This window comes from Pseudomonadota bacterium, assembly GCA_026388215.1.
Lineage (GTDB): Bacteria > Desulfobacterota > Syntrophorhabdia > Syntrophorhabdales > Syntrophorhabdaceae > JAPLKF01.
In genome coordinates this window covers 1-17,230 of record JAPLKF010000016.1, presented here as the reverse complement: position 1 = coordinate 17,230, position 17,230 = coordinate 1, and the positions used below count along the sequence as shown (strand labels likewise).

Here is a 17,230-nt window from a genome sequence, read left to right as displayed (position 1 = left end):
TATGTAGGTGCAATAAGACATTGGGTCCATTTAACAGAAGAATACGATTGTATATATTGTGTTGTTGATTATCATGCCATAACTGTGGAATATGAAATTAATAAGCTGAAGGATAGGGTTCTTGAAACGGCTTTGATACTCGTTGCATGTGGACTGTCCCCTGAAAAATGTAAGATATTTGTCCAGTCCCATGTGCCTGAGCACACTGAATTGGCATGGATATTCAACTGCGTGACACCCATTGGTGAACTTGAACGGATGACACAGTTCAAGGAAAAGTCGAAACAACACAGGGCTAATATAAATATTGGGCTTATGGATTATCCGGTATTGCAGGCCGCAGATATACTAATATATAAGGCTGGTTTTGTGCCTGTAGGCGAAGACCAGGTTCAGCATGTGGAATTATCGAGAGAGGTGGCAAGAAGGTTCAACAGTAGATTCGGCAACATCTTCCCTGAACCACAAGTTATACTCTCCCGTGCACCAAGAATCCTTGGCACAGATGGAGAGAGCAAGATGTCAAAGACCCTGAATAACTACATCGGCATCCTGGAAGATGAAAAGGATATGTGGGAGAAATTAAGAACAGCCGTAACCGATGTCAATAGGGTGAGACGAAAAGACCCCGGTAACCCTGAAATATGCAATATCTACACAATACACAGGGCCTTTTCAGAAAACATCACACTTTTAGACATAGACAAAGGCTGCAGAACCGCTTCGATCGGCTGCATAGATTGCAAAAAAATACTGTTTGAAAATATCCGGAAAGAACTTACCCCCATACGGGAGCGGGCAGCATCCCTGATGCAGAATACAGACTATGTAATGGATGTGTTAAAAAACGGGGCAAAGTCCTGTAGAAACATTGCAAAAAAGACCCTCCACGAGGTCAGGGAAGTCCTCGGGATATTAACGTAAAACCAGCTATAAGCTTTCAGCCATTAGCTGTCAGCTATAAGCTTTATAAAAACGCACAACACTGGAGATGCATATGTACATGAAAACACCATGGATGCAAATAAAAAACAATAAGGAGGGCGCTCCAATAGTGAAAAGAACTGTATCGTTTCTTATCGGCATAACCATTACACTGCTGTGCTTCACGTTGACTACAGGGTACGGGTTTGATCCTGTCGATCTTGAAAAACTGAAAACAACAAAAATATGCCCGTACTGTGACCTGACCCTTGCAGACCTGAAATATGCAGACATATCCTATGCGAACCTGTATGGTGCAAACCTGACCGGTGCGAACCTATCTGGTGCAAACCTGATAATGGCAGTCCTTACCCGTGCAATCCTGACCGGTGCAATCCTGACCGGTGCGAACCTGATAACAGCAATCCTGACCAATGCAAACCTGACCGGTGCAAACCTATCTGGTGCATTCCTGACCGCTGCAGGTCTATGGAATGCGAACCTGACCCGTGCAAACCTGACTGGTGCGAACCTGTCAGGTGCGAAACTCCAACATTCATCCCTGGGCAGTGCAAAACTGACTGGTGCGAACCTGTATGGTGCAAACCTGACTGGTGCAAACCTGACTGGTGCAGATTTCTCTGGTGCCACCTGGACTGACGGGACAATAAAATGTAAAGAAGGCTCTATCGGGGAGTGCAAGCAGTAAGCAACATTTTTAATGCTCTTTTAATTTGTCTATCTTGTTTCTTTCGTCCCTCTGGTCTATCTGGTCACGACAAAATAGACGGGATAGACTGGGTTTTACTAAAAGCTATTAGCTTAACTATAACGCTTGACTTTCCCCCCTATCTTACATAATCTTTTCCCATGAAAACGCTGTCTATAGGCATGTTTGATTCGGGTGTCGGTGGGCTTACTGTTTTAAAAGAGGTTAAAAAACTCCTCCCCAAAGAACACATAACCTACCTTGGCGATACGGCAAGGGTCCCTTACGGAAACAGGTCTCCCCAGATAGTGGCACAGTATGCGCTTGAAAGCGCACTCTTTTTGCTCACAAAGGGTATTAAAATACTTGTCATTGCCTGTAATACCTCTTCTGCATTGGCCCTGAATATACTTAAAAAGAAACTCCCTATCCCTGTACTGGGGGTAATTGACCCGGGCGCAAAAGAAGCCGTAGCACAAACAAAAAAGAAAAAAATAGGGATAATAGGAACAAAGGCCACCATAAAAAGTAAGGCATACGATTTGGCTGTCAGAAGGCTTGACCCCGAGGTAAAGGTAATATCAAAATCCTGTCCCTTATTTGTACCCATTGTTGAAGAAGGCCTTGAAAATGATGAAATAGCCTACATTATGACAGAAAGATATCTAAAAGATTTTAAACAATCAGACATTGATGTCCTTGTAATGGGATGTACACATTACCCGATTCTGGAGCATGCAATTAAAAAAAGCATGGGTAAGGGTGTAAACACAATAAACACAGGCAGAGAAACTGCAAAGGAAGTAAAAAAGACCCTTGAAAAGAATGGGATCATCAACGACACGGGCAAGGGAGGATGTGAATATTTTGTCACTGACTCACCTGAAACATTTGAAGAAATAGGTGGTCGTTTTCTTGGGGAGCGCATCAAACACGTAAATTTTATCAAGGGGCTCGATTACAAAGACCTTTTACTTTCTTCATGATTGTTCATGTTGCCCTATCAATACCAGTAACAAAAACATTCTCATATTCTGTCCCTGAAAAATGGGTACCCTTCATCAAACGATTCTTAAGGGTAAGGGTTCCATTTAAAAACAAGACCCTCGTGGGGTTTATTTCGGACATGGATGACGGGGCTGACACAAATCTAAAGGAAATTTACGAGATAGTAGATATATTTCCTCTAATGGATGACAAACTCATCCTTCTTTGCGAATGGGCTTCATATTATTACATAACACCTATAGGCATTGTCCTTAAATATGCGATTCCCGCAAGCCTTCATATAGAAAAATATCTCACAATCAAAGCCCTTGAAGGCCGTGCCCTTGCTTTAGATAATGTTTCCCTGAAAAAGGCGTATACTGCCATTGGCAAAGATACTGTATTTCAATACTATAAAGAAGGCTTGATAGAACTCTGCGATGCCTTCACCAACAAACCCTTTTCACCCCTTGCAGAAAAATTAAAATCCATGGAAAAACCCGAAAGGATACTTTACATCGGGGATATCAAGAGCCGTTTAGAATATTATACAGACCTTATATCCATACACCTAAATAAAGGGGGGAATGTCCTTATGCTTCTCCCCGACTATTACATAACAGGAAGATATTTTTATCGCATGCTCTCCGAGAGATTTCACAATAACGTATTATGGTATGGGGCTACAACAAAGGGTAAGCAAAGGATGGAAACATACTTCAAGGCGAGAAACGAGGGCGGCTTCTTAATTTTAGGCAATATAAGCTGCACATTTCTCCCTATATTGAATAACTCCCTCATAGTCGTGGACAGGCATGAAGAAGACGAATACAGAAATGAGGAGGGTTTTAGGTTCAACGCTGGCTTGCTTGCAATGAAAAGGGCAGAGATAGAACATATCCCTGTTGTTTTTGGAAGCGTTGCCCCTTCTATGGAAATTTTTAAATTTGCGCAGGATGGAAACATCAATATTATCGAAAAGGCATGGCTGAAAAACAAAAAATACTCCGAAATAATTACAGAGAAAAATATATCATCCTATGGGACCTTGCCTGAAGAACTTATCAAAATTATCAATACAGCAATTGAGAAAAAAGAAATCATAGCCATATTCACGCCGAGAAAAGACTATAGCTCTTATATTCAATGCCTCGATTGCAAAAGGCCTTTTTTATGTCCAGTCTGTCAGGGGATAATGAGTTACCAGAAACACAAAAACTTACTTGTATGCCCCGCATGCAGTAAAAATTTAGAATACAAAGAAATGTGTATGAACTGCGGAAGCAACCTTATCCGTTTTTCTCAAATAGGGGCCGAGTACCTTGAAGAAAAGATGAAAAACATCCTTAAAAACACCCATATTGTAAGAATAACCGGGGAAACCATTAAGGAGGATTTGGAAAATTTAAAAAATGTTTCCCATGAGACCCCTGCCATCATAATAGGTACACAAACCCTGTCGAAACTTTATGGTCTTCATGCAAATAAGCTTATCCTCATCGGATGGGAAGAATTACTAAGAATTGCCGGATACAGGGCAGAGGAGAAGATGTTTCAGGTTTTCACAAATCTCCTCGATGCCTTAAGCCCTGAAGAAATTTATATAGTTATGGAGAGGAAAAAGGGTGTTAACACTACCTATTTCCTAAATTTAAAAACATTTTACTTTGAGGAGTTAAAAAAAAGAAGGGCAGCAGAGTTTCCTCCTTATGCGAGGATTTTTTTAATCGAGGTGGAGAAAAAGGGCGAACAGGCAGGCATCAAAATCATAAACAAAATAAAAGAAATAATAGAGAAAGAAGGTCTCACAGGTTATGTAACAGGGCCCCTCATGCAAAAAAAGAAGGGATACAGGTGGAGGATAATCTTGAAAGGAAATGAGGAGCTATTTTATAAATCCCTTCTCCACATATACAATATTCCAGAAGTTCGTATAGAGGCAGACCCGCTCTATATATAATCAATGAATGCGGTAGGCAGAAATCACTAAGCATTAGGCAGAGGGAATAAAAAAGGGGAGATGACTCCCCCCATTTTATTGTTGCCTGTAACCTTTTTACTTCTTTGCTGGAGGTGCTGCTGGAGGTGCTGGTTTTGCTGGCTCGGCTTTTATTGGAGCTTCTTTCTTCTCAACCTTTTTCTCTTTCTTCACTACTTTCTTGACGGCTGATGCTACATTCTTGCCATCTTTCTCAGCATATTTCACCACTACCTTGTCGCCAGCCTTGTAATCCTCAGCCTTGAAGCCTTTCACTGCGCTTACGTCAAAGGTCATTTCGCCCTTCTTGTCCTTTGCAACGAGTGCCGTCGCTTCTGCCTTGACTACCTCACCTGCAAATGCTTTTCCTTTTGCCTTCGCTGGTTTCTCAGCTTTCTCAGCCTTTACCGGCTTGTCTACCTTCATTACTGGTTTGTCTGTAGCTGCTGGTTTCTCAGCTGGTTTTGCCTGAGCAAATACTGTTGTAACAAATGCAACACTGATCAATAGTGCGAGTGCTATCATTAAAGCTTTCTTCATATCTTTTCACCTCCTTTCTTTTTTAAATTCGACTTTCGCAAAGAATATAGTTGCATTTACCATGCCAAATATTCGCCATACTGTATACAATTGTAATTTCTTAATAATCATACAATGTTAAGGGCGAGAATGATTTTTGTATGGAGAAAAAAGAATAGAGTTTTTTAAATAAAGTCTAATTTTTTAGACCGATTTTCGTATTTTAGTAAAATTTTCCTGACTGTATCCTTCTGTCCAGCTTACCTTTGCTTGCCTGTAATCTGTAATCATAGAGTCTCAACTCTTTTAATCGTGCAATACCTGTATAAAATGTTTGTTTGGTTATGTCTAACTTTTCCATAATGGTTATTGGCTCTATCGCCTCTTGAAAATCTTCTCTGGATGGATCGAGCTTGATAAGATATAGATACAAACGGTATTCAGCTGCAGTGAGTTTTGCGTCAATAAGGTCATCTGCTGTAGCGTGTAACCTATCATAGGAAGACCCGGTCACAGGGACCTGTTTCACCTCCTCAGAGATATGCTCCATATCTATCATGTCTTCCTCGCACATCACATAAGACCTCTCAATCACGGATTCGAGTTGTCTTACATTCCCTGGCCATGAATATCTCATAAGCGATTGTAAAACCTCATTTGTAAGACCCTTTTTCTTTCCATGGGATGCATTAAGTCTCTTTAAAAAGTGTTCCACAAGGAGTGGAATATCCGTTACCCTCTCCCTGAGTGGTGGAATAGAAAAGGCTATTACATTCAATCTGTAATATAAGTCCTCACGAAACCTGCCTTTCGATATTTCTTCTTCAAGCCTTTTATTTGTCGCCGCAATTATCCTCACATCGAGCTTCAGGTTCTCCCTTCCACCTATTCTCCTGATTTCTCTTTCCTGAATAGCCCTTAATATTTTCGCCTGTGTGCTTAAGGAAAGGTCACCTATTTCGTCAAGAAAAAGGGTGCTCCCGTTCGCCTGCTCAAAGAGGCCAATATGACGGGATAGTGCACCTGTAAAGGCCCCTTTTTCGTAACCAAAAAGCTCGCTTTCCAGAAGGGTCTCCGGTATTGATGCACAATTAATTGCAAAGAAAGGGTTACTCTTCCAGAGGCTATTAAAATGTATGCTCTTTGCAAAAAGCTCTTTTCCTGTACCACTCTCTCCATATATGAGAACAGTAGAATTTGTAGGGGCTACCTTTCTTACTATCTTGAAGAGTTCCTCCATGCTGCCATGAACCCCCACAATATTGTCCAGATGGAACCTATCTAAAAGCTGGTTCTTTAACATAATGTTATCTTTAAGGAGTTTTACCTGATTCATTGCATTATTTATCACGATGAGTAAATGGTCCTTCTCAAGAGGCTTTTCAAGATAATAAAAGGCGCCGAGCTTCGTTGCCTCAATTGCAGAAGGTATAGAACCAAAGGCTGTAATGATAAGAACATGACACGGTCTGTTTAATGTTTTTACCTCTTTAAGGACCTCAGTGCCATCTATATCGGGCAGCCTTAAATCTGTGAGTACCAGATCAAAGTTACTACCCCTTAGAAGTTCAATTGCCTTTTTCCCACAATCCACATCCTCTACATAAAACTCTTCCTTCGCAAGGATAGTCTTAATGATTTCCCTTTGGTTCTTATCATCCTCAACTATAAGAATACTACCCTTATCATACTTCATAATAAGGCACCCTTATCTTCATAACCGTTCCCTTACCCGTTTTACTATCAATTGAGATTGCCCCCCCATGCTCTTCTACAAATCTCTTTGTAATGGCAAGACCCAGACCGATACCGAATTTTTTCGTTGAATAGTATGGCTCAAATATCTTCTCCATCTCTTCACTTTCTATGCCCTCTCCATTATCCGCCACAGAGATATAAGAAAACCCGTCCTCCCTACCGCATTCAATTACCACCTCTCCTCTGTCCTCTATGGCCTGAATAGAATTCAAAAGCAGGTTGATAAGACATATCCTAATGCACTCTCTATCACAATACATAAGCTGTCCATCAGCTTTGCATGTTACCTTAATGTCAACCCCGCTCTTTATTTTGTCCTTCAAGATATAAAGCACCTCATTTATCAGTGTCTCTGGTGGTATCCACTCTCTATTCAATGTAATAGGCTTTCCTAAAAAGAGAAAATTATGGATAAGCTCGTTAACCTTATATATCTCCTTTGTCATGTCATCTAAAAGTTTGATAAGGTCATCCCTTTTCTCAATCTTCTCTTCAATGACCCTCTCCTTTATATGCCCAACCGATAAAGACAAAAAATTCAGAGGATTCCTGATCTCATGGGCTATTCCTGACGATAGCTGCCCTATCATTGAAAGCTGTTCTGTCTTCTTCAGCTTTTCTTCCAGCTCCTTTCTCTCACTCAATTTATCAACCATTTCGTTATAACTTCTTATCAGGATACCTATTTCGTCCTTGCGATTCCTATCCCTGATTTTTACCAGTTCCCCCTCAGCAATCCTTTTGCTGGCATTGGCAATCTTTTTAATCGGCTCGGTATACTTTTCTGCGATGAGGAGGCTGATGATAATGCCGATACTGAAGGCAAAGAGTGTACTCAAAATCCTTTTAAAGTGGTTCTTCCTCTGGAGTAGCTTATAGTCATCAAGTACCATGTTGATATGGATGTAACCTATATTCTGCCCCTTTATCGACACGGGCATAATTATACTGTAAAGCCTCTGTGCCTCTGTCTTACTCTCCTCTCCAAGTCGTGCCGTGATCATCAGACCTTTCTTTCTTACTATCCTTTTTTCTCCTGTCTTATCCTTTGTTTCTCCCATCTTCTCTTTTGTCCCGATTTTCTTCGGGTTCGAGCTTGCAATGACCTCCGAGCTATCGCTTAAAATTGATATCTCTTTTATTCCTTTTTTGTTTAACATATCAACGTAATTCTTCAGCCTCTCGGTGCTGTCACCCCTGTAAGTCAACTCCTCAACGCTTATCTGGATAGCCTTGGTAATGTCATCTATATTTTCTGTAACCTTGTCTATAATCAACCCTTCAGACCTTGAATAGATTATTGTAAGCGAGCTTATTGAGATGACAAGAAGAAAAAGAAGGATCAAAAGCAGTTGGGTCCTCAAAGAGAGGCTGCGAAATATATCTTTTATTGAAGTGTAAATCTCTTTTCTACGCATTCCACCCTCTTAATTATAATATCTTTTGGGATTAGCTGAAATACTTCTTTCAATGGGGGACCACTCTTTCTACCCGTGCATAGTATTCGTAGCGTCATAAGGAGTTCCCTCTTTGCAAGTGTTGTTTTTCTTTCCAGGGTCTGCAAAATATCTTCTAATATTGCACCCCTTTTGTCCATAAGCACTTCTCTCAGGTAAGGCAATATGTTCTTCAACTCTGTAATATGCAGGAGGTATGTGAGACCATCTTCCTTTATATCCGTACTATCAAATATGTCCAGAAGCCCCTTCATCTCATTCAATGTTTTCGCATTGTCCTTTAAAACGGCAATCCTGTCCCTGTAATCCAAGGGGAGGTCCAGTTCGACGAGCATGTTCTCTATTGGCATCCTTCTGATATATTCCTTATTGAACCAGAGCATCTTTCCCATATCAAATAGGGAATCGGATGAAGAAAGGGAATTTAGGGAAAATGTTTCTATGAGTTCTCCTTCTTCAAGAATCTCTTTTTTCACATTTCTGCCAAGAATTCCAAGGTAATTCATGAATGCTGATTTCAGTATACCCATATCCCTGAATTCCCTGACCCTTGTAGCCCCATGTCTTTTACTCAATGGTTTTTTATCATCACCTGTGAGTAAAGAGTGGTGGGCATACTGAGGAGGCTTCTCACCAAAGGCCAGAAAGAGCATAATCTGTTTTGGCGTATTTGATATATGGTCAGCCCCTCTAATCACATGGGTAATACCCATTAACATATCATCGATGGTCACGGCAAAATTGTAGGAAGGCGTACCCTCCTGTTTTAAAATAATAAAATCATCTACATGGTCACGGGGGAAATGAATCTCTCCATGTATCTCGTCCTTAAAGCTAATGGGTTTTTGTAAGGACTTGAACCTTACCACATAAGGCCTGCCTTCTTTCTCATACTGCTCTATAGTACTACCTAAAAGTTCCCTGCATGTCCCATTGTACTTCGGTGGCTCACCCTTTCCCAGGGATACCTTCCTCATCTGCTCAAGCGCATCCTTAGAGCAGAAACATTTATAGGCAGCATTTTTATCGAGAAGGATTTTCACATAAGACCTGTAAATGTCAAGTCTATCCGACTGTCTAAATGGGCCTTCATCCCATTTTATACCAAACCACTTCAGGTCATCTATAATGGATGTTTCGTACATTGCATCTGACCTTTCAACATCCGTGTCCTCTATCCTCAATATAAATCTGCCATTTTTGTTACGGGCAAAGAGATAGTTCATCAGTGCTGTACGTGTATTTCCTACGTGGAGGTGTCCAGTGGGGCTCGGTGCGAATCTTACCTTAACCATGTATGCCCTCAGGGTATAGGGTATGGGGTCTGTACCCTAACCTCTTCAAGCAATGCCACTGCATATACTTCTATGCCTTCCTTTTTACCCACAAAACCAAGCCCTTCTTTGGTTTTCCCCTTTATGCCAACCCTGTCTATATCCACATTTAGTATTTTCGCTATATTTTTCCTGATCAATTCTCTGTGGGGGTGTATTTTTGGTTCTTCCGCAGCAATTACAGCATCTATGTTTACTACCTTAACCCCTTTCTTTTTAACAAGTTCCATAACATAGGAGAGTATTTTTATACTATTTATGCCTCTTATACTTTCATCACTGTCTGGAAAATATACACCTATATCGCCTTCGGAGATAGCACCGAGGATTGCGTCACAGATAGCGTGGATAAGGACATCTCCGTCTGAATGGCCTAAAAGACCTTTGCTGTATGGTATCTCAATGCCCCCGAGGAAAAGTTTTCTCCCTTCAACGAGGGGATGAACATCATAACCTATCCCAACCCTCATATGGTGCCTTTAAGCTGAGAGAGCATGCCTTTCGCTATAATGAGGTCTTCCGGTGTTGTTATCTTTATATTATAAGGAGAGCCTTCTATTACCTTAACCCTTTTACCCAAAAACTCTAAAAATGTTGCATCATCATACCCACAAAGCTTCTTTGCCATACCTTCTCTATATGCCTTTACAATGACCTCGTACTTAAATGTCTGGGGTGTTTGTATTTGCCATAGTGAATCCCTCTCTAAGGTTTTTAAGACAAAACCCTCCTTTGATACTACCTTTATAGTATCTTTGACAGGGAGGGCAGGGATTATTGCATCAAACATTTCCATAAGAAAAATACTTTTTTCTATAAACGAAGGGGAAACAAACGGCCTTGCACCATCATGAATTATCACTATATCACACGGGTTTTCAATTGCTTCTAACCCATTCCTCACAGAATCCTGTCTCAATCTTCCGCCCATGACAAGCTTCATCACCTTGTTGAATCTGTACGTTTCAAGGATCTCCTCCTGTATAATCGGAAGGTCTTTCTGATTTACAACAAGATAAACACCATCTACCGTTCTGCATTCCTCAAATATCTGCAATGTATGGACAATGATAGGTTTGTTGTCCAGGATTAAGAACTGTTTGTTCGTAGAGGTCCCCATCCTCTTGCCTGCGCCACCTGCCAGTATTATTGCGAGGGTCCTCATGTATTATCTTCCCTGTTCTTCCAACTTGTACTCATCAGGGAAGTAGAATTCCTTTTCGGCTTGTTCTTTAAGTTTTGCAAATATCATCCTGCCAGATGTGGTCTGTAATACACTCGTGACAACCACATCAACACCTTTGCCGAGCAGTTTTTTTGCCTCATCCACAACAACCATGGTTCCATCGTCAAGGTATCCTATCCCTTGACCATGCTCTTTCCCCTCTTTAAGAATTTTTATGCTCATCTGCTCGCCAGGGAGTATCGCTGGTTTTAAAGCACTTGCCAGCTGGTTCATATTAAGTACTTCAATCCCCTGGAGCTCTGCCACCTTGTTAAGGTTATAATCATTGGTCACTAACTTAGCAGTTAAGCGTTTTGCAAGGGCAATCAACTTCGTGTCCGCATCTTTAAGCTTTGGAAAATCGTAGTCAACAATCTTCACCTTCACAAACGTCTGCTTTTGCAATCTATGGAGTACATCAAGGCCCCTTCTACCCCTCGTCCTTTTCACCGGATCCTGATGGTCTGCAATGTGCTGAATCTCATAGAGTATAAACTGGGGTATCATAAACGTCCCTTCTATAAATCCTGTCTCGCATATATCTGCTATCCTTCCATCTATAATTGTACTTGTATCAAGGATTTTAACATCCTCCTCATCTTCCATCCTTCCAAAGAGAGGTATCTTTGAAAGATCAATGGTCTGGCTCTTTTTCTCGCCTAACCTGAAACCAAGGTAACCCAAAACAAAATAAATGAGGATATATATAGGCAACGTTATCGGTATGTCCTTCACAAGTGTTAAAAGGAGTTTTGAAATAAAAAGGTCTGCAACAAGAAGGCTTATCGTTACCCCTATTAAACTCCCAAAGATTGTCTTTAATGATATATCCTTTAATTTTTCTTCCACTTTAAGGATCGCGTAACCGAGGGCAAGACCAAATAAGGCCCCAAACAAACCAAGGAAATTACTTGCGAATATTTCTCTTATTATGAAATATCCGGTAACGGTGGTCACCAGTACTAACAAGATCTGGATTACTATATTCAAACCACTTTAGTCCTTATAGTTTTTTAAAAATATAGCCTCAATCTCTTTCTCAATCTCTTCTTCATTCTTTTTCAATGCCATGGACAATTCTTTCTTTATTAGATTCCTTGCTATTTCAAACATCTTCTTTTCTCCAAAAGACAGCTCTTTCCAAGCCCTCAGGCCATAAAGCTCCCTCAATACCGTTGCAACCTCAAATATAGAGCCGCTCTTTATCCTTTCCATGTATTCTTTATATCTTCTATTCCATGGCAAATGGTTATGCACTACATTTTTATCCTTAAGTATTGCATAGACCTTTGTAACCTCAGAGGAATCAATAACACAGCGGAGACCGGCATTCTTTACCCCCTCGACAGGGATCATGATAGTCATATCTGAATCGAGAATCCTCATGATGTAAAAGGCCTGCTTCATACCTGAAAATTCCTTTTCTTCTATTGACTCTATCCTTCCAACGCCATGGCCAGGATATACAGCTATTTCTCCTGCTTTGTACATTATGCCTCCAATTAATCTTTGTGATTAATATCGCTATAGTTTACCAACATATACAAAAAAATTCAATAAGTATATTGTATACACAAAAATGCATATGGCGTGGGGTATCCATAAAAATAGATTGATGAACAGATATTTTTCCATTATAATCACTAAAACCATTATCGAGGGTAATCTTGATGACTAAAACGAGGTTTGCACCAAGTCCTACAGGGTATCTCCATATTGGAGGAGCACGAACTGCGCTTTTCAGCTGGCTCTTTGCCAGGCATAATGGGGGAATATTTGTACTTAGGATAGAGGACACGGATGTAGAAAGATCAAAGGAAGACTACGTCAGGGATATACTGGAAGGCCTTACCTGGCTTGGCATAAACTGGGATGAGGGGCCGTACTTTCAAAAAGAAAGGATGGACCTATACAGGGAGCATGCATATAGACTTCTTAAGGAAGGACATGCATATAAATGTTGCTGTTCTCAAGAGATTCTTGAAGAAAAAAGAAAGGGAGCGCTTAAGGATGGTAAAAAACCTACCTATGACAGGACATGCAGGGATGGGATACATGAAAACACAGATAAACCTTTTGTAATACGTTTCAAAACACCACTTTCAGGCGAAGTTACGTTTAACGACATAATAAGGGGTAAAATTTCCTTTAAATGTGAAGAACTTGACGACCTGATAATCCTTCGTAGTGATAATATACCAACATACAACTTTACCGTGGTAGTTGACGATGCACTCATGGGTATTACGCATATTATTAGAGGCGATGACCATATAAACAATACACCGAGGCAGGTACTGATATATGAGGCATTGAATTACACGATACCACAATTTGCCCACGTTCCTCTGATTCACGGAAAAGACAGGGCACGTTTGAGTAAAAGACACGGTGCAACATCGCTTCTTGAGTACAAAAACGATGGATTCCTACCTGAGGCGCTCATGAATTACCTTTCAAGACTCGGTTGGGCCCATGGAGATCAGGAGGTTTTTTCCAGAGAAGAACTCATTGAAAAGTTTGACCTGCATAATGTTGGGAAATCCCCATCGATTTTTGATATGGATAAGCTTTCATGGCTGAATAGCCACTATATAAAAAGACTGTCCGAACACAAAATTGCAGAAAGACTTACCCCATTTATAGAGGAGATGGGGGTCCATGGATACGATAAAAATAAATTGATTCCAATAATAACAAATCTGAAGGAAAGGGCAAAAACCCTGAAGGATATGGCGCATATGGCAGGATTCTTCTTCAATGATGATATCCAATATGAAGAGGCGGCAAGAAAAAAATTCTTAACATACGAGACAAAACCCATCCTCGAGAGCTTCTATGCAGGGTTTAAGGGCCTATTATCTCTCGATGAAGGGGAACAAAGAAGATTAATAGAAGGGCTGGCAAAAGAAAACAATAAAAAGATTGTAGAGATTGTCCAGCCTATCAGGGTTGCCCTCTCAGGCAAAACAGCGAGCCCGGGGATATTCGAGGTCATAAGTATTCTCGGGAAAGGCAGTGTAGAAAAAAGGATAAAAAGGGCTATTGAATCTATAACATGAAACTTTTAAGGCTTGAACTTTTCGGTTTCAAATCCTTCCTCAATAGAACCGTCTTCCAATTCAGCGAGGGTATCACATCCATAGTAGGACCAAACGGCTGTGGAAAAAGTAATATTGTGGATGCGGTTATCTGGGCACTGGGAGAAAGGGGCACAAAATCTTTAAGGGTAAAAGACATGGGCGACGTAATCTTTCACGGAAGCAACGGTAAAAGACCCGTGAACATAGCTGAGGTTGCCATAGAACTTTCAGATGGAGAGAAAGACTTAACAATAAAAAGAAGAATATACAGGGATGGTTCGAATGAGTACTATATGAATGGGAATCCCGTGAGGCTCAAAGACATACAGGATTTTTTCCTCGGCACAGGCATCGGCGTAAACACCTATGCCATCGTGGAACAGGGAAGGATTGAATATTTTGTCCAGATGAAACCACAGGAGAGAAGGGTTGTTATAGAAGAAACGAGCGGGGTCACAAGATTTGAAGAGAAAAAAAGGGATGCCCTGATAAGGATGGAAGAGGTTACCACCAACTTAGAAAGGATTGAAGACATATACAGCGAAGTAATTAAAAACTTTGAAAAGGCTGAAAATGAATGGAATAGATGGAAGGAATATAAGCTACTAACTGATAAGCTGAGTGAGATAGACACCCAGATACTCATAGACGGATACATGAAGCTCACAAGAAAAATAGGGAAAATTAAAGAAAAACATGAAGATTTAGATAGGGAGATTGGGGGGAAGGAGGAAGAGAAAAATAGACTCAAAGAAGAATTTGCTACGAAGGAAGATGAGTTCCTATTGGTAGACAACACAATAAGGGAACTTGAGGTTGATATAAAGGGTAAAGAAAAAGACATGGAGAGCAGGCTCCTTGAGATAGAATACATAAGGGATGAGAAGAAAAGGTTAGAAGAAGAAAAGGAAACATTAATAAAAGACAAAATAGAATTAGAGGGACAGATCAAAAAAGTGGACGAGGGAATAGAAGCATTAAAAATCAGGCAAGAAGAGCATGCCTTACTGCTTAAGAGGGAGGAAGAACAGGGAAATGGATTGAGGGAAACTGTAGAAAGGTTAAAGGACGAGACAGAGGAATATGAAAAGAGGATTGAAGAAGAGAGGGTTCGATTATTTGTTACCATGAGCAATATAACAGACATAAAAAACCGCATCGCTCAATTAGAAAGGTTGGGCAGGGAAAGACAGCAGAGGGAAGAAAAGAAACGGTCAGAACAGGAAGGCATGAAGGAAAGGTTATCCCATTTAGAAGCCAAGCACGGGGCACTCATAGAAACATTGGAAAAGGAAAGGCTTGAAAAAGAAGGGATAGTATCAAAAGAGGTAGAAACATTAAAACAGAGAGAAACCCTTTTGAAGGCAATCAATGAGAAAAAGAATACTGTAGAGAGGTTAAAAGGCGAAAAGCAGGGGAGAGAGGAATTCTTAAAACAGATAAGCGAGCAAAAAGAGAATAAGATAGAAGGTCCAGTGGATACAAAAAGACTCATCGATATGTTGAGGGTCGATGAAGATAAAGAAAAGGTCCTTGAAAGATTTTTCTTCAAAGAGATGGAATACAGCGTGCTCTCTCAAAATGACCTAAAAGCTATCTCAGAGATGGTAAAAAAATATGATGGCAACTACATATTTTTTCCAAAAAAGGGGATATTCAAGCTGAACGAACAACAGGTAGAGATAGATTTGAAATGGACACAGGGCATTGAGGAGGCACTCGCAAGAATAGAAAACGGTGAGGAAGGTATATTCATTGGTAACAATGTGTATATTGACTCAAGGGGTTTTATTTTAGGAGGAAAAGAAACAGAGACAGCCGATTTAAAAAGATTTAAAGAACAGATAAGGGTAGAAAAGGAATTAAAGGAGATAGAGGGGATCCTGCAGGAACACCTGACTTCCATTAAAGATGCACAAAACCAGCACAACGACCTCGACAGAATATACAGAGAGGTTAAAGAGAAGAATAATGAAAAGGAAAAGTCAATAAGCAGGATTGAAAAAGAGGTCATAATATCAGAAACCGAATTGAGAACAATTAGAGAGAGGCTTAATGAGCTCGTTTCAAAGGTTGACTTCTTTGAAGAAACCTCTGAGACAACAATCGGTGACCTCCTCAAGGAGAGAGAGTTACACGACAGAGAAAAGGAAGGTACTGAAGAAAAGATGGCATCCCTCAGGGGGGAACTCGATAATATAAAAAGAACCTACGATGATACATTGTCGAGATGGCATGAAATCACAATAAGCCTTGAAAGAAAAAGGAATTTATTAAATACCCTGTATGAAGATACAGAAAGAAATTTAACCCTCATTAAAACGCTCACAGACGAGAAACAGCGGAAACAGGAAAAGATAGAGCAGACAGAAAAGGGTCTCACAGAATGTTTAAAAAAGATAGAAGGGTTGGAAAAAGGTTACGAAACATTGCAAAAAACATGTGAGAGGCAGATAGAGAGATATGAAGAACTCAAAAAGACCTCCGGGAACCTTCATATGGAAAAACATGCCCTACAGGAAAAGATAGATATGGTAAATAAAGATGCGGATAAGATAAAGGGCAAGAGGGAAAACATTGAAACAGATATCGCAGTCCTTATTGAAAAGAAGGATACGATATACGAAAGACTCAAAACTGCATACGGCATCGAAGAACCTGAAAATATTACCATCCAGTACAGTAAAAATTTAGAAGTGGAAAGGGAAAATATAGCAAAAGAGATTTCCGATATAGGTGAGGTGAACTTTCGAGCAGAAAAGGAATACCTCGAATTAAAAGAAAGGGTAGCATTTCTCGATAAACAGAAAGAGGATTTGAAAAATGCTATGGAATCCCTGAAAAAAACAATAACAAAGATAGACAGCCTCTCCAGGGAGATATTTTTTGAAACATTTGAGGTGGTCAATGATACATTTAAAAGATTTACCCATATGCTCTTCAGAGGCGGTAACGGGTATCTTGTTTTTAATCAGGATGTGAGCGGAATAGAAATGTATGTCCAGCCACCTGGGAAAAAGGTTGTCAGGATGGAACAGCTCTCAGGAGGGGAAAAGGCCCTTGTTTCCCTGGCTTTCCTGCTGTCCCTTATGGACACAAAACCCAGTCCTTTTTCGTTTCTGGATGAAATAGATGCCCCCCTCGACGATGCAAACATTATGTCTCTCCTCGAGATTATTAAAAGCATCAGCAACAAAACCCAGATAGTATTTATCACACACAACAGAATTACTATGGAATCATCAAACACGATTTA

The 17,230-nt window shown here is 40.3% G+C and carries 14 protein-coding genes; 6 read left to right on the top strand and 8 right to left on the bottom strand.

What is annotated here, in order from left to right:
- From trpS to NTU69_01350, 4 genes are all read left to right on the top strand, one after another.
- Positions 1–924: tryptophan--tRNA ligase (gene trpS, locus NTU69_01365; protein MCX5802178.1), on the top strand; the 924-nt coding region annotated here is incomplete at its 5' end.
- 73 nt (positions 925–997) lie between these two features.
- Positions 998–1,633: a pentapeptide repeat-containing protein gene (locus NTU69_01360; protein MCX5802177.1), complete on the top strand. Its 636-nt coding sequence runs from the start codon at positions 998–1,000 to the stop codon at positions 1,631–1,633.
- A 161-nt stretch (positions 1,634–1,794) separates the two neighbouring features.
- Positions 1,795–2,619: a glutamate racemase gene (gene murI / locus NTU69_01355; protein MCX5802176.1), complete on the top strand. Its 825-nt coding sequence runs from the start codon at positions 1,795–1,797 to the stop codon at positions 2,617–2,619.
- On the top strand, positions 2,616–4,580 hold the full coding sequence (locus NTU69_01350) for a hypothetical protein (protein ID MCX5802175.1): 1,965 nt from the start codon (positions 2,616–2,618) through the stop codon (positions 4,578–4,580). Before murI ends, NTU69_01350 begins: the two co-directional genes overlap by 4 nt.
- Positions 4,581–4,676: 96 nt before the next feature.
- Here NTU69_01350 and NTU69_01345 read toward each other — a convergent pair whose 3' ends face one another.
- The 8 genes from NTU69_01345 to NTU69_01310 form a co-directional block, all read right to left on the bottom strand.
- Positions 4,677–5,138: a hypothetical protein gene (locus tag NTU69_01345; GenBank protein MCX5802174.1), complete on the bottom strand. Its 462-nt coding sequence runs from the start codon at positions 5,136–5,138 to the stop codon at positions 4,677–4,679.
- A gap of 202 nt (positions 5,139–5,340) precedes the next feature.
- Positions 5,341–6,813, bottom strand: coding sequence for a sigma-54 dependent transcriptional regulator (locus NTU69_01340; protein ID MCX5802173.1), 1,473 nt, complete (start codon positions 6,811–6,813; stop codon positions 5,341–5,343).
- Entirely contained in the window at positions 6,803–8,293 is a 1,491-nt protein-coding gene (locus tag NTU69_01335) for an ATP-binding protein (GenBank protein MCX5802172.1), read from the bottom strand. The genes NTU69_01340 and NTU69_01335 overlap by 11 nt, the downstream gene beginning before the upstream one ends.
- On the bottom strand, positions 8,263–9,627 hold the full coding sequence (gene gltX, locus NTU69_01330; protein MCX5802171.1) for a glutamate--tRNA ligase: 1,365 nt from the start codon (positions 9,625–9,627) through the stop codon (positions 8,263–8,265). Before gltX (NTU69_01330) ends, NTU69_01335 begins: the two co-directional genes overlap by 31 nt.
- Positions 9,628–9,635: 8 nt before the next feature.
- Entirely contained in the window at positions 9,636–10,136 is a 501-nt protein-coding gene (ispF, locus tag NTU69_01325) for a 2-C-methyl-D-erythritol 2,4-cyclodiphosphate synthase (GenBank protein MCX5802170.1), read from the bottom strand.
- Positions 10,133–10,831: a 2-C-methyl-D-erythritol 4-phosphate cytidylyltransferase gene (gene ispD / locus NTU69_01320; GenBank protein MCX5802169.1), complete on the bottom strand. Its 699-nt coding sequence runs from the start codon at positions 10,829–10,831 to the stop codon at positions 10,133–10,135. The genes ispF and ispD overlap by 4 nt, the downstream gene beginning before the upstream one ends.
- A gap of 3 nt (positions 10,832–10,834) precedes the next feature.
- A complete protein-coding gene (locus NTU69_01315; GenBank protein MCX5802168.1) occupies positions 10,835–11,860 on the bottom strand; it encodes a TRAM domain-containing protein in 1,026 nt (341 codons plus the stop codon).
- 27 nt (positions 11,861–11,887) lie between these two features.
- Positions 11,888–12,382 (bottom strand): CarD family transcriptional regulator, encoded by a 495-nt coding sequence (locus NTU69_01310; GenBank protein ID MCX5802167.1) that lies wholly within the window; start codon positions 12,380–12,382, stop codon positions 11,888–11,890.
- A gap of 173 nt (positions 12,383–12,555) precedes the next feature.
- Between NTU69_01310 and gltX (NTU69_01305) the strand changes: the two genes are divergently transcribed.
- Positions 12,556–13,953 carry a glutamate--tRNA ligase gene (gene gltX, locus NTU69_01305; GenBank protein MCX5802166.1) on the top strand — a complete coding sequence of 466 codons (1,398 nt, stop codon included), beginning with the start codon at positions 12,556–12,558 and terminating at the stop codon, positions 13,951–13,953.
- Positions 13,950–17,230, top strand: a 3,281-nt coding sequence (locus NTU69_01300) for an AAA family ATPase (GenBank protein MCX5802165.1), incomplete at its 3' end; no start/stop codon positions are given. The genes gltX (NTU69_01305) and NTU69_01300, both read left to right, overlap by 4 nt.